A 21335-nucleotide genomic window follows, 5' to 3' on the forward strand; every position below is an offset into this window, starting at 1 on the left:
GTAATGGGTATTTTTACAATGCCTTTTAGGTCGAAGTATACCAATGGCTTATCTTCTGCTCGCACGTACATTATATCGGTATTAGATATTGGTTCTACAAAGACTGTATGCATGATAGGAAAGCTTTGTCCTCAAAATACAACCGATATTTTTTCTAAGAGAACACATCGGATTGAAGTTGTGGGTATCGGATATCAGCAATCACACGGCGTTAAAATGGGGACTATCGTTGATATTGATGCTACCGAAAGAGTTGTGCGTCAAGTTGTCGATACTGCAGAACAAATGGCAGGTTTTACGATTGATAGCTTGATGGTCAATATTTCTGCTGGACGTTTGAAATCTAGTCAGCATTCTGTTAAAATGAAAATAGGATGGCGGGAGGTAACAAAATCTGATATTCAGATGTTGATAAGGTCTTCTCAACGTTATTCTAATGATCAAGATCGCACTTTATTGCATTCTGTAATTACCGATTATGTCTTGGATGGGAAATCTGGAATAAGATCCCCTATATCCATGTTTGCTGGTAGCATATGCATCGATATGCATATGCTTACAGTAGAAAAATATGCAATGAAAAATTTAGGAATAACGATTAATCGTGCGCATCTTTCTGTAGACAAAATGGTTGCATCTCCGTACGCCAGTGGTTTGTCTATTCTTGTTGATGATGAATTTGAGCTAGGTTCTGTTGTTATTGATATGGGAGGAGGAACAACAAAGATTGCAGTTTTTGAAAAAGGAAAATTAGTGTATACTGACGTTATTGCTATCGGAGGATCACATGTGACGAATGATTTAGCGCGTGGCTTGTCTATATCTCGTGACGATGCTGAGCGTCTCAAGGTCATGAATGCTAGTGTTATCCCTAGTATGATTGATGAACATGATCTTCTTTCTATACCTAGTATCGGTAATACTGATCAAGATGATCTAGTTCAGATTTCTAGAGCGACTATTTCAAGGATTGTTCGAGCTCGTATTGAAGAAACATTTGAATTAATCGAAGAACGTATTAAGAATTCAGGGTTTAAATCTCTAGCTGGTAAACGTATAATATTGACAGGAGGAGCAAGTCAGCTGAATGGTTTACAAGAGATGATTAGGCAGATGATCAGTCCTAATGTGCGAATAGGAAGACCTATAGGAGTTATAGGATTACCATTTCCAGCAAGAAGCCCTGCTTTTGCAACAGCTATAGGATTAATGGTGTATCCGCAATTAATTGCAAAAGAAGTGGATTGCGTAGGAAAAGATTCTTCTTTTTGGAATATAAAAAAGTTTCCTTTATTAAAGAATTGGTTTAAGCGCAGTTCATGATTTGAAGATCATGTTAGATTTTTAGAAAGAGATTACAATATTATTTGACCTTTTTAAATATGGATATTGGGAAATAGTGTCAATGGGAAGGAATCGGCAGATGATGGGAAAACAGTCTAATATGGATATAACTGAATTAAAGCCTCGGATAACTGTATTTGGTGTAGGGGGTGGAGGAGGAAACGCTGTAAACAACATGGTTTCTTCAGGTCTTCAAGGTGTGAATTTTATTGTTGCTAATACTGATGCACAGGCCTTGATGATGTCTAAGGCTGAACATATTATTCAGCTTGGATCTGGAATAACTGAAGGTCTAGGAGCAGGGTCTCATCCAGAAGTTGGTCGTGCTGCTGCAGAAGAGTGTATTGATGAGATTACCAAGACTTTGGATAAAACACATATGTGTTTTGTCACGGCAGGCATGGGAGGTGGCACAGGAACAGGTGCAGCGCCGATTATTGCGAAGATAGCACGTAGTAAAGGGGTGTTAACTGTTGGTGTCGTGACTAAGCCTTTTCACTTTGAAGGTTCTCGGCGTATGCGTGTGGCAGAGTCAGGAATAGAGGCATTGCAAGAAACTGTTGATACACTGATTGTTATTCCTAATCAAAATTTATTCCGAATTGCCAATGATAAAACAACATTTGCCGATGCTTTTTCTATGGCAGATCAAGTTCTTTATTCTGGTGTTTCTTGTATTACTGATCTTATGATTAAAGAGGGATTAATTAATCTTGATTTTGCAGACGTCCGTTCTGTAATGCGTAATATGGGTCGTGCTATGATGGGAACAGGAGAAGCTTCTGGCCATGGACGTGGTGTACAAGCGGCTGAAGCAGCTGTTGCTAATCCATTGCTCGATGAAGCATCAATGAAGGGTTCGCAAGGATTGTTAATTTCAATTACAGGAGGGAGCGATCTCACATTGTTTGAAGTTGATGAAGCCGCAACACGTATTCGTGAAGAAGTTGATTCTGAAGCTAATATTATTCTTGGTGCTACTTTTGATGAAGCGCTTGAAGGTGTGATTCGTGTATCTGTTGTTGCAACGGGAATAGACAATCGTTTTCATAAAGAAGAGGATCATAACGACGGCTCTTCTATGTCCTCCTATGAATCTTTAACCGGTGAAAATTTTCTGAATCTTTCTTCTCACAAATTATCGATGAACGATTCTCATACTGCATGTGACGATACAATGGAGGATGCTAATTTTGCAAAAAGTATAGAAAATATGTCTAATGAGACAAATATTTTGACAAGAGATAACAATAAAGAATTGTCGTGTGAGGAAAGCATTATCCCAGAATCTTCTTCTCCACAGCGCTTCACATCTCAGAAATATATAGAAAAAAGTGATGATTATCCAGAAGAAAGAGGTGTGATGGCATTATTCAAACGTATTGCAAATTCTTTTGGTTTACAGGAAAATTTTTCTGTAAAAGTAGAATCTGTTAATCCAGAAAGTGATTCTGCTATTTCTATTTTGAGAGAAAAGAATAATGCTCCTGAAAATATTGGTAATGATGTTCATATACAATCAAAATCAAATATTAAGTGCGAGGAGGATCAATTAGAGATTCCTGCTTTTTTACGCCGGCAATCGCATTGATTATGGATTACAAACTAGATATTTTTATTACTTGAAGAATTGTTGATAATTTTGTACAACTATTAGTAAATAATCATCAAAACGGAAATGATAAAAAATCATGCTGCAAAGTCGATCACAGCATACTATTGCGGATTCAATTACTATTACAGGTATTGGTGTTCATTCGGGGAAAAATAGTATTTTAAGACTATGCCCAGCACAAGAAGGGGTAGGGATATTATTTCGTTCCATTCAGTCAAGAATGGGTAATTTTTCTTCATCAGCGTTGTGGAATAATGTTTTAACGACGTCTTTAAGTACGGCTATAGGTTCTTCTTTATGTCAATTTCATACTATTGAACACTTGATGGCAGCACTCTATGCTTATGGTATCGATAATGTTATCGTTGAATTAGATGGGATAGAAATTCCGATTATGGATGGAAGTGCTTTAGCTTTTGTACAAAGTATAGATCGTGTTGGTGTAAAAAAACTAAAAGGTAAACGCCGTTATTTGAAGATTATTAAATCTGTTCGAGTTACTAATAATGAATCTTGGGCAGAATTTCTGCCTTATCCTTCTACACATTTTGAAATATCTATTCAATTTAATAGTAATGTAATAGGCTATCAAAAATGGGAAGGAGATTTAACTAAAGAAGTTTTTTGTAATGAGATTTGTATTGCTCGTACATTTGGTTTTCTGAAGGACGTTAAGCGTTATAGAAAAGCAGGTTGTGCATTAGGGGCATCTTTGGAAAATAGTGTTGTCATTTCTGAGGATGATAAAGTGATTAACACTGAAGGATTGAGGTATTCAGGCCAAGAATTTGTTCGTCATAAGGCTTTGGATGCAATTGGTGATATAGCTTTAGCAGGCTATCCTTTGATAGGATGTTATCGTTCGTATCGAGGAAGTCATAAGATAAACCACATTGCGTTATCTGCTCTCTTTGCAGATAAAAATGCTTATGAGATAGTTGATGACTATATTGTGTGATTGTCCTTTTGTTTTTGAAAATCCCTGTTAAGAAGAGTTATAGCTTCTTTGTCTTTTCTAAAATATCTTTACAATCTTTATATTATATACTAAAATTTGCGAAGTTGAACTATAAAAAATTCGTAGAATAAACATCCCATTTATTCAAGTTTGGATCATATAAATTATTGATTTAACTGATTTTTTTAAATTTAGTACTTTTATTTTTCGAAGAGTGAGAACTTTAGTTGTATAAATTTGCGTTAACTATATTTTTTGCTAGTACCGTTTTTTTGTTGGAGAGCTGTTGGTCACGACGTTATTCAGATGACTATTTTTTAAATAATATTGTAAACATCGAACGTCACAACGAATCCTATGAAAATGCAGTTCAATTAATGAAAAACAATGATTTTAATGGATCATATAAAATTTTTAGTGAAATTTTAAGAGATTTTTCATTTTCTAATTTAGCTCGTAAATCTTTGTTAATGGCGGCATTTTCTCAATATAGTGCGGGAAAATATAAAGAATCTGCTACTCTCGGCGAACAATATCTTGCTCAATATCCGGGCTCACAAAACATTGATTATGTGTATTATCTTGTTGGAATGTCTTATGCAAATATGATTCGAGATGTACATTATGATCAACAACCTGCACGTTTAATGCTCCAGTACATGAGTCAAATTGTTAGGCAATATAAGGATTCTGTCTATTTCAAGGGTGCTCGATTCTATGTGACAGTTGCGAGAAATCAATTGGCGGCTAAGGAAATGGATATAGGGCGTTATTATCTGGATAACGGAGAATACACGTCTTCTATTCTACGATTTCAATTAGTTGTTGAACAGTACTCTGATACAGAGCAATTAGAAGAAGCAATGGTTAGACTTGTAGAATCATATTTTGCTCTTGGTTTAATGGATGAAGCAAGAGATATGGCTTTCCTCATTCAAGAACAATATCCTCAAGGTTATTGGTCTCAATACGTTAGAAAACTTGTTCAATCAAACAACAAAAAATCATAGTATTTTTTAGTAATTATGGTTTTTATAATTATCGTTTTTCCCTATGCTGACGCATCTTTCAATTCGTAATATTGTTCTTGTAGAGAGTATAGATATCGATTTCTCTGCAGGATTGTCCATAATAAGTGGTGAGACTGGATCAGGAAAATCCGTCTTGTTGGATGCTTTATTTCTAGTGACTGGAGGTAGAGGAGATGGGTCATTAGTGCGTCATAATTCGGAAAAAGGTCATGTTACTGCTGTTTTTGAAAATCCTTGTGTTCAAGAACTAGAAAATATTTTTACAGAAGCTAATTTTACTCTTGAAGAGTGTATTGTATTACGCCGTGTGCAATTTCCTGATGGACGAACCAAAGCCTATGTGAATGAGCAGTTGGTCAGCGTTAATTTTATGCGTTTAGTAGGGTCTTTTTTAATAAATATTCATAGTCAGCATTCAGATAGAGCTTTGCTTGATGTTAATGGGCATCGGAAAATTCTTGATTCTTATGCAGGTATTGATCTCTCCCTTCGTGAAATGAAAGTATTATATCGTAATTGGTGTCATGCTTCTAATGCGTTGAAGGAATATAAAGAACGCAAAAAAACTTCTTCTAAAGATATTGAATTTTTACGATTGGCAGTAGAAGAACTACAAGCTCTTGCAATACAGCCAGGAGAAGAAAATAACTTGGTAGAAATGCGTTCAAAAATATTAAAAAAAGAGCGTATAGCTGTTGAGTTATCAAGTATTATGAACGAATTTCAGCATTCTTCTTCTCCTATTTCCGTCGTGTCTTCCATGTTACGTAGACTAGAGCGTAAAGGATCTGAATTTCATGATTTATTAAAGAATATCATCTCTTTTTTAAATGAAGCGCAAGACAATTTATCTGATGCTCAGAATGAAATAGAAAAAAGTTTTTTAGAAGTTCAATATGATGCAAAAGAATTGGAAAATATTGAAGAACGTCTTTTTGCATTGCGTGCTATGAGCCGTAAGTATTCTGTTTCTATTGATCAGCTTCCTCAATTAGAGAAGAAAATGGGAGAAGATCTTGTGGATATTTCCGCAGGAAATCAAAAAATTGTTTCTTTGGAACAGGAGCTTGATGAAGCGCGACAAGCTTATGATCAGGCTGCACAAAATATTTCTGCAAAACGTTATAAATTTGCCAAAATATTAGAAAAAAATCTTATGGAAGAGATGCCTGATTTAAAATTAGAAAATGTTAGGTTCTCGGTAAATATTACATCAGATATAAAAGATATTTCTCCTGATGGAATTGATAAGGTAGAATTTTACGTTCAAACCAATATAGGAGAGAGTTTTGGACCTTTGATAAAATTAGCATCAGGGGGAGAGTTATCTCGATTTTTATTAGCCTTCAAAATAGTCCTCGTCGATCAAGGACTGGTTCCCACGTTGGTATTCGATGAAGTAGATTCGGGAATAGGAGGAGCTGTTTCAGCTGCTATCGGATATCGCTTAAAAAAATTATCAAAAAAAATACAGTTATTTGCTATAACACACGCACCGCAAGTAGCTGCACGTGCTGACAAGCATTTTCTTGTTTATAAAAAAAATGAACCAGGCAATATACAGAGGGTAAAGACATATATCACCGTTATGACGTTGCAAGAACGACGTGAAGAAATTGCCCGTATGTTATCCGGAAGTCATATAACTGTAGAAGCACGCGCTGCTGCAGAAAAGCTTTTGGATTTTTCCAATTAAATATACATATATATATTCAATATTGTTATTTTTATTGTTATTTTTTTCACTATATGTCACTATATGATAGTTATTTTCCTTTTTTTAGTATATTTTTTATTGTAACACAAACTACCTCTGATTTTTGGTATTTCTTAAGATTTTTAATAGAAAAATTACAGTACGCGATAAATGAAAGAACGTCAGATTATTCCAATTGCTGAATTGAATATTGAACAAGCAAGAAAAGAGTTGTCTTTTCTTGAACGGGATATATCATATCATGATGATCTGTATTATTACCATTCAGAACCTCAAATACCGGATTATGAATATGACGAGTTAAAAAAACGTTGTGATGCTATTGCACGTGCTTTTCCCGATTTAGCACGCCCTGAAGATCCTAATGGGCCTCTTAATAAAATAGGAGCAGAAAGATGTGGCTCATTATTTAAAATCACTCATTTACTCCCGATGTTATCATTAGAAAAAGTTTGTACTAGAGACGATATTAAAAAGTTTATTACTAAAACTTACCGTCTTTTTCACAGGAATGTTGATAATAGCATTTTTTTTACTCTTGAGCCTAAAATTGATGGAGTAGCAGTTGATATACGATATGAAAAGGGAAAATTTGTTTCTGCTGCTTTACGTGGCAATGGTGATGACGGAAGAGATGTCAGCGCTCATATTCTATCTCTCCCTTCTGCTATTCCCTTAAATTTGCCTTCGAAATTTCCAGACATTCTAGAATTACGTTGTGAAATTTACATCACAAAAAATGATTTTCTTGCTCTTAATGATGAAATGATTGCGCTCAAACGAAAACCGTACGCTAATCCTAGAAATACAGCGTCTGCTGTATTTCGTTGTTTAAATCCTACGCATCTTATTCGATATTTAAATTTGTTTGTCTACGGGTTAGGATACACATCTGATATATTTGCAGAAAATCATTATGAAATGTTGCAAACAATTCGTGATTTAGGTTTTCCTGTCAATGATAAAATCCGACAAACGAATACTTTAAAGGGCATTATGTCGTATTATTCTGAAATGCAATCAATTCGTTCTTCGCTTCCATATGATATAGACGGAGTTGTGTATAAAGTAGACGATTTTTTTTTGCAAAAACAATTAGGAGTAAGGAAACGAAGTCCACGTTGGATGATATCTCATAAATTTCATGGATTAACAGCTCGGACTCGTCTTTTAGATATTGATATTCAAATTGGTCGTACAGGTATAATCTCTCCAGTAGCTCGTCTTGAACCTGTTAGTTTAGGGGGAGTTATTATCACCAATGCAACATTGCATAATGAAGATTATATCAAAGGATTAGATGCATCTGGTAAATTAATTCGCGAAGGAAGAGATATTCGAGTAGGTGATACAGTTATTGTTACCAGAGCAGGAGATGTTATTCCGAGAGTTGTTGATGTCATTATCGATGAAAGACCTCTTGATGCCCAAGTATTTTCTTTTCCCTCTTCTTGTCCGATCTGTAACAGTCGGGTAGTTCGTGATTTAAATATGAAAACAAGAAAAGTTGTTGCGGCTCATCGTTGTACAGGAGGAATTTTATGTTCAGCACAGCAGTTAGAATATCTCAAACATTTTGTATCGCTAAATGCTTTTGACATAGCAGGTTTAGGGGAAAAACAGCTTGATTTTTTCTTTAAATCAGAAGATCCAGATATTTCTATCAAGATCCCTGCTGATATTTTTACGTTACAGCGTCGTCAACAAACTGCAACTAAAAAGCTTGAAAATATTTCAGGATTTGGGTATGTAAGCGTATCCAATCTCTATGATGCTATTAATAAAAGACGCAATATTTCTTTGCAGAGATTTATTTTTTCTTTAGGTATTCGATGCGTTGGTATAGAGATTGCTGGGTCTTTAGCAAAGTACTATCTTTCTTATCAAAATTTAGAAAAAGAAATAAATAACATTATTGCCAATGCCAATGCCAATGCCAATGATGCTTATTTTCCTTTGAAAAAAGTTCCGTTAGTAGGGGATATAGCTGCTCAGGCTATTATAGAATTTTATCAGAATTCTGCATGTGTTCATGCTACAGAAGAACTATTAAAGGAAGTAACTCCATCAATATCTAATAGTCGTGATAAAAATTATCTCGTTTCTATTTTTAAAAATAAAAAAATAGCATTTACTGGAACTCTTAAGACCATTAAACGTCATAAAGCTAAAGAATATGTTGAACAGTTAGGCGCTGTAGTTTCTAATACTATTTCTCGTCAAACTGATATGATTATTGTTGGTGATAACCCTGGGTCAAAATTAAACGAAGCAAGTAGATTAGGTGTTCGGATAATAGATGAAAAACAGTTTATATCTTCATTAGAAGAATACGCCGAAACATTGTTACAGGCAAAGTCCCAGCTGAAGATTTGGAGAAAAAAGTAACAATCAGCGCAGGGGACATTCCTTTAAACACGGTAATTGGATTAAAACCTTATCTTTTAAAGAAAATGATGGCTCTTAAAGATATTATAAAAATTAAATTGTGGACCTACTTAACAATATTTTTTGATAAATTATCACTTGGGGAATATGTCGTTATTTAAAAGTTTTACGTTTCAATATCATCCCCTTGTATCAAGGTATTCTTGTCTTGATTTGAATTAGGATAACCTTTATTCACTATCACAGTTACACAAGAATCAGACCAAACATTTAATGTCGTTTCTATCATGTCTACAATACTATAAAAAGGTAAAATCATGCTCATGATACTAATGGGTATGCCCATATTTGTTAATAAACTTGCACTGAGAAAAAAGCATCCCATTGGCACACCTGCATTACCAATTGCAGAGAGAGAAGCTACTAAAATCCATAAAAACATGTTTGGAAACACTATTTCTACACCGTTATTTTGCATTACATAAATCAGTGTGATGCATATGAAAGCAGCACAACCATTCATATTAATAGATGTACAAAAAGGTAAGATAGACCTACTTACTTGCGGGGAAACATTGAGATTTTCCTCTGCAGATTTCATTGTTACAGGCAAAGTACCAGCTGAAGATTTGGAGAAAAAAGCAACAATCAGCGCAGGGGACATTCCTTTAAACACGGTAATTGGATTAAAACCTTTAATATACAATAATATTGGTAATACAATCATCCCCTGTATGAGGTTAGACAAAATTATAACCGATAAGTATTCTCCCAAACCTGATATATTGATTCCTTTTTTAAATTGCAAAATTGTGACGGCAATAAAACTACCTAAAGCAATAGGTATCATTTTCATAACCCAATTAGTGATTGTTAGGAATATTCCGTGAATTCCCTCAAAAATTGCAACAGTAGATTTTTGTATATGTTTATCAGTTATGAAATGAGTAGCAATGCCTATAGCGCCAGAAATCAACAAAATGCTTATAACCTGACTTTCTAAAAATGGAGATATTATATTATTGGGAATTAAGTTCGCAACATACTGTAGATAACTAATTTGACTAACATGAACAGCATTCTCTGGTTTGACAATTATGTTAGAGGGAGAAATAAGCTTATATGTAAAAAAAGCAATAGATGCAGCTAATAACGTTGTAAGAATAGTATAAAATACGGTTTTTCCCCATAAACGGACCATTCCTTGTTCGGGAGAACATTTTGATAAACTGACGATTAAAGAGAAAGATATCAGAGGCAAACTGATAAATTTAAAAATTCTAACAAAAATATTGACAACAAATTCTGCTATATCATTGAATAACACATTGTGACTCATTCCTAGAAATATGCCAATCAGTATAGAAGATGTATATAGGAGATAGACTCTTTGCTTTTTATTAAGGGTGATTGTGTTTTTTAAATACACCTTTTCCTCCTTTTTTCATCTCAGTTCTAAGATATTGTGCAATATACCCAACAAGATAATGATAATTCATAGCAAAATGGTATTTTTTTATCAAGTTTTTTTTATTAAAAAATTATTTGTCTGTTTTAAAAAAAAGAGGAGTGATTATCTTGTTTACTATTGTAAAAATATCTCAAGATCCATTAATTTTATTATTAAAGATAATTTCAGATATAGAATTTGTATTTTGAATTAGTGATGAAAATATTAGTTTTAACTTTTTAGACCATAACTTTTTAGACCATATAGATACAGGCGAATTATGAATGGGAGATAGCATCGGCAAGACCATGATTTTTGCTAGTCATTTGTATCAAATTTCTTTGCTGTGTAATATTGATTGAGCGCACGGTCACGCGCTTCTTTATGGTCAATTATTGGAAGCGGATAATTAAGCGTCGAGTCTTTTCCATTAATCCAATTATGGGGAGTGTGAATGTATTTTTCAGGGACAGTTTTAAGTTCAGGTAACCAGTAACGTATAAAGATCCCTTGAGGATCAAATTTTTTTCCTTGGGTGGTAGGATTAAAAATACGAAAATAAGGAACAGAATCATTTCCTGTAGACGCTGCCCATTGCCATCCTCCATTATTTGATGCAAAATCACCATCTAATAGTTGTGACATAAAATATTTTTCTCCAATGCGCCAATCTATTAAAAGGTCCTTAACTAAAAAGCTGGCTGTAATCATGCGAAGGCGGTTGTGCATCCATCCAATTGTATTGAGTTGACGCATCGCTGCGTCAATAATAGGAAATCCTGTAAGTCCTTGTTTCCATGCTTGTATATCATTAGGATTATTGTTCCATGCTATTTTTTCAGTCCATAAAATAAAAGGAATTCCCTTACAGATAGAAGGATATAATGCCATTAAATGACGGTAAAATTCACGCCAAATTAGTTCATTGAGCCAGCTAAAAGCTCCGCTATTGGGTTGGATGAGTAAATCTACAAATTCCTTTTTCAATCTGTTCCAACATTGGCGAGGAGAGAGGACACCAATGGATAGGTAGGGGGATAATTTACTTGTTCCTTGAATGGCGGGAATATCTCGGTGTTTTACATAATCTTGTACTTTTTGTTTGCAGAATTCACGTAAAATACATAATGCATTCTGTTCACCAATAGGAAACATTGGATCTACTTCTTGAAAAGAATAATTAAAAAATTGAGGAATCTTTTCTATATTAACGGGACCAGTTTGACGAATTACAGGAGCTGCTAAAGAACTAAGATTTGCTTGTGCAAGTTTTTTTATAAATGCTGTACGAAATGGAGTATAAATTTTGTACATTTGACCTGCATTATTTAGTATACTACCAGGGGGAAAAAGAACACTATCATCAAAGCTCTGGCAAACAACTCTGTTTTTGAGACGTTTTTCTAGAATAGCATCGCGACGGGCTTCATTAATTTCGTATTGGCGATTATAAAAAAAATCTGTAACTTTTTTTTGCAAACAATAAGAATCTAACCATTCGATCATATCAATAAAATAATCACATTGATGATACTCGAAAAAAATACCTCTAAGCGCAAGAGAACGTTGAACTTGGATAAGATTAGTGTAAATAAAATTAGCTTGACGTGCAGACATCCTATGTTGGAGCCATTGTTTAGGTGTAGCAATAAATACCGCTATTACTTTTGCATTTTGATTATGACAAGCGGCGTAAAGTGCTTTGTTATCGGTAATACGAAGATCGTTGCGTAGCCAAACTAGATGAACTTTCATAGCAGATTTTTTTTCATTTTACATAATCCTTGAAATGTAAAGATCGAAATAACATGCCACAAAAATTGTATGTTGCGTATAGGGAATAAATAGAACAATAAAAAAATATCCCAATTCACGAGAATAATTAATCCTAAAAGATTATAAATTACTGTTATTCTTTTTTTTTTCATGCCTGAGTTCACGACTGGCATAAAACATATAAACAAAGGCTAATAAAATAATAACGATAATAAAAAAACGAGTAAAATAAAAACCTTGCATAATCAATGGGGCGACAAGAGACCAATCTGCCATTCCCATCCAACTGTCTGTTTTTGCAAGTTTTATAGCCCAAACACTGCCAATAATTTCAATGACACCCATAACAAAACATATTTTAGATGCTGCACGCCATCCTCCATAGTGATTAGCAAAAATTCCTATAGTAGCATTAGAGAAAAACATAGGAATAAATCCAGGGATAATCAGTATAGGAAAATGAAAGAAAATCATGGTAATAATTGTTAATATTTGGCCGATTGCACCCCAAATAAAACCCCATATCAATGCATTGGGGGCAAAGCCATACATTGCAGAACAATCAATAGCAAGAATGGCTCCAGGAATAAGAGATTTTGAAATTCCGCGGAATGAAGTCGTTAGTTCTTTAACAAACATCGAAACACCCTGCATAATAATAGAGATTCCTACAGAAAATAACAGTCCTGTTTCCAAGACATAAAGTGTCCAATGTGTTTTTCCAGCCATTTCTTGAACTTTTTCAATACCTAAAGATAATAGGGCTGTTCCCCAAAAAAAAGTCATGACAATCGCTGTAGAGATTACATAGTTATTTAATAAAACAAGCCATTTAGAAAGCTTGAGGGAATTAATGTTTTCTGATTTATTGCCCAAATAAGGTGCGATCTTATACGCAATCCAAGATGCTACTTGTTGTTGATGTCCTATTGAAAAACCAGAATTATTGGTGATTTCTTGTGTTGGTTTATATAAGATATTAGAGGTTATACCCCAGTATAAGGCTAAAAGACAGGATGAGTAGGCAACGGATTGCCATATTTCTGTGTTTAATGACATGTGAAAAAAAATAAAAACAAGTCCAGCTTGTTGAAACATTACTTCTCCATTGAGTACAATGGTACGGATACCAGTAAAACGATGCAAAGTAACCATCAAGAGATTAAGTAGAAATGCTATCAAAACAGTATAACCTACAAAATTATACTTATCTCCCAAAGATGTTATACAAGAAAACATAAAAACATAGGGATCGATAATTGAACCGTCAATATGATGGATAGTAGAAATATTCGTAATAATAGCTTTGGATTTGTTGACAAGAATATCTGCGCCTACTCGCAAAAGAAGAAAACCAATAATCGTGTGGATTGTAGAGGAAATAATCGTAGTGATCTTTTTAGCCAGGAGAATATTCCCTATCATGACAATGAGACCAAGCATAAAATAAGGCTTGGTTAATATCTGGCTATGAAAAAAACCGAAGCAATTAGCTATAAAACCCATCATTCCTCTCTTAGACTTATCTCATGTTTTTTATTTTGATAACAAAAGAAATTTTTCTAAAAATAGTAGCTGATAGGTTATAGCACGAAACTACGGATAATGTTTGCAGAAAAATATAAATATAACTCAGAATTATAAAAGGTTTAAGATTTAAATATGGATTTGAGTAAGAATCTAGTAACGTTGTAACTATACGCTAGGATATATCTGTTACTTATATTATTTGTCAGATTTGTCAGAGTCGAATAACCCTTTACCCACTAAACACCAAGCAGTTAAAACAGCTGGTGGCATAGATATCACGGCTGAAAATTTAAACGGACATAATTTTACTAAGTAAGGATGATCTAATACTTGAGACATTATAAAAACTACCAACACATACATCAAAAATAAAGTTATTAAAAAGGTTTTATCAAAATAATTTAAACGCATCTTTTTGCTATCTTCCATACCATTCAAAAATACGCCTTTAAGTTCCCATATTTTCTGTTGCTCATTTAAATAATATCTATCTTCATTATTATCCATATTAAGATCTCCCCCCGCATGAATCAATACTTTGTTTCGTATTTTAGTATATCGTCAACTGTTATGGTTTTATTTAAGTACGGTTTGCTAGGACCATATGATTTTTCCCAAGCTCTTCCTGCTTCATGGGCTATTTTACTTAACTCATTACCTAAACATTCTTTATATCGATCCCAGATATCATTCATTATATTTATAATATTTCGATCGCTTATTTCAGGAAACACATCCAAAGCTAAAGCCATGGGAAGTCTAATTTTATAATCATAAAAATACTTGAATCTATGGTATATGCCCGCAAATAATGGCCCTTTTCCCCAAGCTTGCGGCTCTTCGTCTAGCATTGCTTTTTTATATTTAAGAACAATATTACAGTGAGTGAAATAGAGAAGCTTTTGTAATTTTAAATTAGTTACGGGTAACTGGGATTTTACTCCTTTATCGATGAAGAAGTTTGCGACTGACAAACAACAATAAGGAGGTTTCTTATCTTTAATTATTTTTTGCATTTTTCATTCTTTTCATAATATAATCTCCACCCTTAGATTCGGTCTTATACACTGAAAAAATATAATATGCAACCTTTAATATAAATATGCAACCTTTAATATACAACCTTTTTTATCAATTTGCTAAGCTATCGCTTCTTATAACTTCCCATGGAATGACAAACCAAGAAGATAATGAGAATATTATTTTATCTCGCATAGCTTTTACCTTTTATTTTGATTGTTTTAAAAAGAAAATAATCCGTTAACCACATAAAACGGAAAATTTAGTTGAACATATTTGTATAAAGTAAGGGCCAATTTATTACTAGAGATGCTATAATTATCGTCATCGCCCCTAGCAAATTTTTATTTACTCTAAAGATTCTTTCGAAATATATTTCCTGTCTTATCTGTTCCTCTTTCGAATTTTCTATATTTTTCATAATACTTTCTCTTACATGGCGGTGCACAGAAAACTTTTTAATTATGGGTACCGCTGTCTTTTTTCCAAATAAACCATGATAATTAACATAAAATATATTATTAAGAATCGAGCTTCTCTGCAATTAATCATGATATCGTTTCATGGCATTTGTCAAATTCATTAATGTATGATGGTGTGTTATTAAATTGTTCGATAACAATACTGAGGTTAGGAAGAGAATGTTGTACGAGAATCGCAAACTACAACTTTAAGGAACAGAATGAATGTTAGCATACGAATTAAATAAGATTTCCTCAGAGGGAAAACATAATGTTCATTTGTTTCCGAAGGTTTTTGCAGTAGCGCCGATGGTTGATTGGACTGATCGACATTATCGTTTTTTAGCTCGTTTATTGACTAATAATGCTTTGCTTTATACAGAAATGATTGTAGCTGATGCAATTTTATACGGGAAAAAACAAAATATTTTAGGGTTTAGTGAGCAAGAAAAGCCGCTTGCTTTGCAAATTGGTGGTTCTAATATTTCCAAGCTTGTTGAAGCTGCCAAAATCGGAGAAGATTTTGGCTACAATGAAATTAATTTCAATGTTGGTTGTCCTTCAAGTAATGTTCTTGCGGGATCTTTTGGTGCATGCTTGATGCTTAATCCTGATGTTGTCGGGGATTGTATTGCGGCAATGAACGAGGCGGTTTCCATTCCTATAACAGTTAAGTGTCGTATTGGTGTTGATGATCAAATTCCGGCAATTGCTTTGCGTAATTTGATAAAATCCATAAAGAAATCAGGAGTAAAAGGCATATGGATTCATGCTCGCAAAGCCATGCTTGATGGAATTTCGCCAAAGGATAATCGTAAAATTCCAGAGCTTGATTATGAAATAGTATATGAGGTAAAAAAGGAAAATCCAGACCTTTTTATCGGTCTTAATGGTGGTTTGGAAAATATAAAACAAGTTTTGCAGGTTTTGCCCCATGTTGATGGAGTCATGGTTGGCCGAGCAGCTTATCAAAATAGTGCCATGCTTACTGATGTAGATGAATACTTTAGTAATCCTCTCACATCTTCTCTTCCCGTAAAGAAGAAAGTTGATAAGGACTTTTGGAGATACATCAGGGACTCCATGACTGAGTATGCTGCTCGCTATATTCATGCGGGAGGAAAATTAAAACATATCGCTCGCCATATGATCGGTTTATTCCATGGACTTCCGAATTCACGGCGTTATCGTCACATTTTAACTTTTGAAGCTAATGCGCCAACAGCAAGTCATAAAGTCATTGAAACAGCTTTTGATCTGATGATCGATTCTTTATAATTACTCTTTATCCAAAAAATAACACCCAGCTATCTCAAAAAAATAACCCATAAATCAAAGCAGATCTTTTTATTCGATAATTTATGGTAGGGTATTTTTTACCATATTTCATATGTTACATTATTTAGATTAGGGGGTATGAGAAGAATCTTTGACTACAGATATGTCGGGGGCGTCTTCGGCTTTCATGCCAACAACATGATATCCAGCGTCTACAAAATGGCATTCGCCAGTAACGCCACTAGACAGATCAGAAAGCATATAAAGGGCGGATTTTCCTACTTCTTCATGGGTAATATTACGACGAAGAGGGGCATTATATTCGTTCCATTTTAAAATATATTTGAAATCACCAATAGCAGAAGAAGCAAGAGTTTTAGCTGGTCCAGCAGAAATTGCGTTTACTCTAATACCAGATTGCCTTCCTAAATCCATTGCAAGATATTGAACGGAAGTCTGCAATGCTGCCTTTGCAAGTCCCATGACGTTATAATGTGGCATTACTCTTTCGGCTCCGAGATACGTAAGGGTAAGCATGCTTCCACCTTTATTCATCAATGAATGTGCACGAGCGGCTAAAGCAGTAAAAGAATATACTGAAACATCCATCGTATCGAGGAAATTTTGACGACTTGTATGAAGATACGGCCCTGTTAATTCCGATTTATCAGAAAAAGCAACGGCATGAACCATAAAATCTATTTTTCCCCATTTCTTTTCTACATTACAAAAAACATCATCAATCGTTTTAGAGCATGAAACATTGCAGTTTCCTGCCATGAAAAAATTCATTCCCTGAACGAGGCTTTCAACACGCTTTTTAGTAGCGTCACCTTGCCATGTTAAAGCAACTTCAGCACCTGCATCATGGCACATCTTAGCGATTGACCAAGCAAGTGAACGATTATTGGCAACACCAAAAACAATACCTCTTTTGTTTTTCATGAGGTCATCTACTGCAAGCATCTAAAACTCCTATTTGGGGAAATATTTATCTTTGGTATGTATACATATATTAAAGGTATATTCAAGTTCACTCTATACAAGAAAAGTGTGCTCGAACTTAGAGAGGATCTAATCTATGGGAAAAGATGATGATATCAATAATCATTATGTATTTACATTGTTATCACAATGGATGCAAGAAGCACAAGATAGTGAATTTAAAGATCCTCATGCTGTGGTGCTGGCAACTTATGATTATCATGGATTTCCAAATGCACGCGTAGTTTTAATTAAACACTTTGATCAGGATGGATTTGTATTTTACACTAATAGTCAAAGTTCTAAAGGCAAAGAAATAATAGAAAATCCAAAAGTATCTTTGTGCTTTTATTGGAAAAATTTGGGTCGGCAGTTGCGTGTGCGAGGTTTGGTGGAAAAATATTGTGATCGTGAATCAGATAATTATTATGCTTCTCGACCAAGGGAAAGTAAAATAGGAGCATGGGCCTCAAAACAATCACAAAAGATGGAACATTTTGGTGATTTACAGGAATCCGTGCAGCGATATTCTTCTCTCTATGAAGGAAAAGAAATTCCGCGTCCTGTTTGGTGGTATGGTTTTCTCATTCGTCCTTTATCTATAGAATTTTGGACAGAGAAACCATATCGTCTCCATGAACGTATAGTATTTTCTCGTGAAAAATTTACAGAAAAATGGACTAGATCTTTATTATATCCATAATAAAGATTACAGAAAAACAAAAATATCATAAAAATACAGCATAAGAATTTTTTGCTTTAGCCAAAAATGTTTCTATTATAATGGATATTTTAATATAAATATTTTCAAATCGAATTTAAGGAGATAATTATCTATCTTAGCTTAAGGGAAATAAGAGTTAATGTTGTTTAACTTCAGGTTATTTTTTAATGTCTTGAAAAATCAAATATTTATAACATAAAAAGAGTTTTATTTGATAAATTCATCTTATAAGTGTATGGAAATAATACAAACGAAAATGATGTTGTTTTTTCTTTAATTTTATTTGTTGCGGAGATGTAGTCATTGACAAAATATTTGAATTTTGTTCCTGAAAATCCTGATCATGATTTTTCCATTTGTTCCATGCACGCAGAAGCTTTTGGTCCTGGTCGTTTTTCTCGAGCTGCTTTCTTGTTACGCGAACAAGGAATGCACGATCTTTCTCTTTCGTTTCTTTGTACAGATGGTCAAATAATTATAGGATCGGTGCGTATGACGCCCATTTCTATAGAAAAAATTACGGGACACTTGCTAGGGCCTGTAGTGGTTCATCCTTTATATCAAAACAAAGGAATTGGACAAAAATTAATTGATATGTCTGTTGATGCTGCTAGAAACAAAGGATCTGAAGTAGTTGTGCTCGTTGGGGATATTGCTTATTACAGTAAGTTAAACTTTCAAAAAGTTCCTTGGAAATCCCTTTTGTTTCCTGCTCCCGTCGACCCTAATAGAGTGCTTTATCTTCCGCTTATTGGGAACATCGACAACCTCAAGGGAGCAATCTACTATAGAAAATGTTAATCAAACATTGCTTAGCACATTGTAAGAGTAAATCCTTAATAAGCATATTCTTCAAAACATGGATCTATAGACTTATTCCACCTACTATTAAATGCTGCAAGCATTTCATCTGAAGTAGTTTGATTGCTATTAATTATTTGCTCTAATGGTTGCAAAAAAATTGTCTCATCTTCTTGTAAGTGGTTTTTCTTAGAACGGTTTTTCAATCCATTTTTGGAAAAAGTGATAATTTGGGTCGCAATGCTCTTTAAAGATTGGCCGTTAATAGTGGCTTTCATTCCTTGGGATGGTACAGCTTTGTTCAGTTCATTCATATCGTTAAATGACCAATTAGACGTTAAATCATCTGCATCCTGCAATGCAGATGAGTCATAGAGAATACCTGTCCAAAATGCTGTAACAGCAAAAATATTTTTCACACTACCACAATCAGCGCCACGCATTTCAAGGCAATTTCTTAAACGTACGATAGGAAACAGTGTTGATAAGTGATTTTCCCAATCTCCTATTCTAGGATGCCATTCTTTTATTCTATCTTTGAGTGCTCCATTCATAAACTGACGAAATGTTATATCCGTGCAACAATGATATTCTCCTTCACGTAGGATAAAATACATTGGAACATCCAATGCCCATTGCGTATATTTTTCAAAATGATTATCGCTCTCAAAAACAAAAGGCAAAATTCCTGTGCGATTGTTATCAGTATGATTCCATATCTCGCTTCTCCATGATTGAAATCCATTGATTTTTCCTTCTGTAAATGGAGAAGAAGAAAAAAGTGCTGTAGCAAGTGGTTGTAATTTTAAAGAAACACGTAATTTAGTGGCCATATCTTGCTCACTACTAAAGTCAAGACTGACTTGTGTAGAGCAGGTTTTAAACATCATGTCTAAACCGGGAGTTCCAACTTGGGGCATATATTTTTTCATGAGTGTATAACGTGATTTAGGCATGACTGGTATTTCATCTAATCTCCATTTGGGATTAACGCCCATACCTAAGATACCGAGATCAAGACCGCTAGTGATCTCTTTAAGTATTGTGATATATTTGAGCATTTCTTCTTTGATTTGATGGGTGTCATATAATGTAGAGCTAGAGAGTTCTAATTGTCCTCCAGGTTCAAGAGATATTCCAGCTTCACTCAAAGGATCCGTCAATCCTATAATATTTCCCTTATCCATGATCGCTTCCCAAGAAAGTCTTTTTTGCATCTTTCTTAAAATTGTGACGATGCTTTTTTCTCCAGCATAAGGGATAGGACGATGATCTGATCGTGAAAAAATAAAACTTTCATGTTCCGTTCCTATTTTAAATTTTTCTTGTGGTTTTATGCCAGATGTAAGGTATTGCAGCAGATCATCAGTAGAAGTTATTATGGCATCAGTTGATAGATTACGTATCATATCTATTCCTTTAAAATTAAGAAGGATAAAACATTGAGGCGATAAGAGGATAGGTCAAGTGATTGTGATTTTCACATAGTTACTCAATACCAATCACCACAAATAGATTGGACTAAAGCCATGGTTGCAACTGCTGCAGTATCAGAACGCAAAATTCTTGGGCCTAGCGAAATAGGGGTGATGAAAGGAAGAGAATGCAATTTTTCTTTTTCTTTAGGATGATATCCTCCCTCCGGACCAACAAGAATAGCTATATGAGGAATATGTGATATGTTTTGAAGCTTTGCTAATGAATCATTCTGGTAACATGTTTCATCGGCAAAAACTATTTGATGATTATGATCCCAGTTTTTTAATAAACAATCTAGTTTAATAAGTGGATTTATGGAGGGCAGTGTGAGAGTATTGCACTGTTCTGCTGCACTTATTGCATACGAACGCATACGATCCATATTACAGTGTGTGTTTTGTGTATACTGAGTGACGACAGGATGAAGAGTTCCTATCCCCATCTCTACTGATTTTTGAATCATATACTCAAGGCGATTTGTTTTAATCGGAGAGAAAATGTAGTGTAGATTAGATTTTTTAGTTTGAGGTTTATTTTGAGATACTATTTCAAATACAATATCTTTTCCTACATATGTAATGTTACTAAGCCATTCTCCATTTTCCCCGTTAAAAAGTAAAATATTTTCTCCATCTTTCATGCGCATTACATGGGCGAGATAGTGGTATTGATTTTTAGTTGCTTTTTTTTTGATTGCAGCGCACAAAGGAAAATCGACAAACAAACGCTTAAGATGAGAACGCATTTTCATAATGTATAATTTCAATGTAAAAACAGGT

At 34.2% G+C, this 21335-nt stretch carries 17 protein-coding genes; 9 read left to right on the forward strand and 8 right to left on the reverse strand.

The features are described from left to right. Positions 1 to 3: 3 nt before the first annotated feature. The 6 genes from ftsA (at position 4) to ligA (ending at position 9053) form a co-directional block, all read left to right on the forward strand. Complete coding sequence (gene ftsA / locus G293_RS04480) at positions 4 to 1323, forward strand: cell division protein FtsA (protein ID WP_047264477.1); 1320 nt, start codon at positions 4 to 6, stop codon at positions 1321 to 1323. Positions 1324 to 1423: 100 nt separating this feature from the next. Continuing rightward, positions 1424 to 2935, forward strand: coding sequence for a cell division protein FtsZ (gene ftsZ / locus G293_RS04485; protein ID WP_047264478.1), 1512 nt, complete (start codon positions 1424 to 1426; stop codon positions 2933 to 2935). A 100-nt stretch (positions 2936 to 3035) separates the two neighbouring features. Then, complete coding sequence (lpxC, locus tag G293_RS04490; protein ID WP_047264479.1) at positions 3036 to 3917, forward strand: UDP-3-O-acyl-N-acetylglucosamine deacetylase; 882 nt, start codon at positions 3036 to 3038, stop codon at positions 3915 to 3917. Positions 3918 to 4144: 227 nt separating this feature from the next. Beyond that, the gene (locus G293_RS04495) at positions 4145 to 4927 is read left to right on the forward strand and encodes an outer membrane protein assembly factor BamD (protein WP_047264480.1); all 783 of its coding nucleotides are present in this window, start codon (positions 4145 to 4147) and stop codon (positions 4925 to 4927) included. 43 nt (positions 4928 to 4970) lie between these two features. Further along, positions 4971 to 6644, forward strand: coding sequence for a DNA repair protein RecN (gene recN, locus G293_RS04500; protein ID WP_047264481.1), 1674 nt, complete (start codon positions 4971 to 4973; stop codon positions 6642 to 6644). 171 nt (positions 6645 to 6815) lie between these two features. Continuing rightward, on the forward strand, positions 6816 to 9053 hold the full coding sequence (ligA, locus tag G293_RS04505) for an NAD-dependent DNA ligase LigA (protein ID WP_047264482.1): 2238 nt from the start codon (positions 6816 to 6818) through the stop codon (positions 9051 to 9053). A 166-nt stretch (positions 9054 to 9219) separates the two neighbouring features. Here ligA and G293_RS04510 read toward each other — a convergent pair whose 3' ends face one another. The 5 genes from G293_RS04510 to G293_RS04530 all read right to left on the reverse strand — a co-directional run bounded on the left by G293_RS04510 (position 9220) and on the right by G293_RS04530 (position 14825). Then, entirely contained in the window at positions 9220 to 10482 is a 1263-nt protein-coding gene (locus G293_RS04510; RefSeq protein ID WP_047264483.1) for a dicarboxylate/amino acid:cation symporter, read from the reverse strand. 339 nt (positions 10483 to 10821) lie between these two features. Beyond that, positions 10822 to 12258, reverse strand: coding sequence for a deoxyribodipyrimidine photo-lyase (gene phrB, locus G293_RS04515; RefSeq protein WP_047264484.1), 1437 nt, complete (start codon positions 12256 to 12258; stop codon positions 10822 to 10824). Between the two features lie 141 nt (positions 12259 to 12399). Further along, positions 12400 to 13785, reverse strand: a complete 1386-nt coding sequence (gene ulaA, locus G293_RS04520; protein WP_047264485.1) for a PTS ascorbate transporter subunit IIC — start codon at positions 13783 to 13785, stop codon at positions 12400 to 12402. Positions 13786 to 14004: 219 nt separating this feature from the next. Then, positions 14005 to 14316, reverse strand: coding sequence for a hypothetical protein (locus tag G293_RS04525; protein ID WP_047264486.1), 312 nt, complete (start codon positions 14314 to 14316; stop codon positions 14005 to 14007). A 23-nt stretch (positions 14317 to 14339) separates the two neighbouring features. Then, positions 14340 to 14825 (reverse strand): Panacea domain-containing protein, encoded by a 486-nt coding sequence (locus G293_RS04530; protein WP_052775039.1) that lies wholly within the window; start codon positions 14823 to 14825, stop codon positions 14340 to 14342. Between the two features lie 690 nt (positions 14826 to 15515). Between G293_RS04530 and dusA the strand changes: the two genes are divergently transcribed. Continuing rightward, positions 15516 to 16568 (forward strand): tRNA dihydrouridine(20/20a) synthase DusA, encoded by a 1053-nt coding sequence (gene dusA / locus G293_RS04535; protein ID WP_047264487.1) that lies wholly within the window; start codon positions 15516 to 15518, stop codon positions 16566 to 16568. Between the two features lie 129 nt (positions 16569 to 16697). Here dusA and fabI read toward each other — a convergent pair whose 3' ends face one another. Further along, entirely contained in the window at positions 16698 to 17534 is an 837-nt protein-coding gene (gene fabI / locus G293_RS04540) for an enoyl-ACP reductase FabI (RefSeq protein WP_047264488.1), read from the reverse strand. 115 nt (positions 17535 to 17649) lie between these two features. Between fabI and pdxH the strand changes: the two genes are divergently transcribed. Both pdxH and G293_RS04550 read left to right on the forward strand, forming a co-directional pair. Then, on the forward strand, positions 17650 to 18255 hold the full coding sequence (pdxH, locus tag G293_RS04545) for a pyridoxamine 5'-phosphate oxidase (protein ID WP_047264489.1): 606 nt from the start codon (positions 17650 to 17652) through the stop codon (positions 18253 to 18255). Positions 18256 to 18579: 324 nt separating this feature from the next. Beyond that, a complete protein-coding gene (locus tag G293_RS04550; RefSeq protein WP_047264490.1) occupies positions 18580 to 19077 on the forward strand; it encodes a GNAT family N-acetyltransferase in 498 nt (165 codons plus the stop codon). A 35-nt stretch (positions 19078 to 19112) separates the two neighbouring features. Here G293_RS04550 and G293_RS04555 read toward each other — a convergent pair whose 3' ends face one another. Together G293_RS04555 and G293_RS04560 are read right to left on the reverse strand one after the other, a co-directional pair. After that, complete coding sequence (locus G293_RS04555; protein ID WP_047264491.1) at positions 19113 to 20486, reverse strand: glutamate--cysteine ligase; 1374 nt, start codon at positions 20484 to 20486, stop codon at positions 19113 to 19115. Positions 20487 to 20569: 83 nt separating this feature from the next. Beyond that, the gene (locus G293_RS04560) at positions 20570 to 21307 is read right to left on the reverse strand and encodes a 16S rRNA (uracil(1498)-N(3))-methyltransferase (RefSeq protein ID WP_047264727.1); all 738 of its coding nucleotides are present in this window, start codon (positions 21305 to 21307) and stop codon (positions 20570 to 20572) included. Positions 21308 to 21335 lie beyond the last annotated feature (28 nt).

The sequence above is a fragment of the Candidatus Liberibacter africanus PTSAPSY genome (assembly GCF_001021085.1).
Classification (GTDB): Bacteria; Pseudomonadota; Alphaproteobacteria; order Rhizobiales; family Rhizobiaceae; genus Liberibacter; species Liberibacter africanus.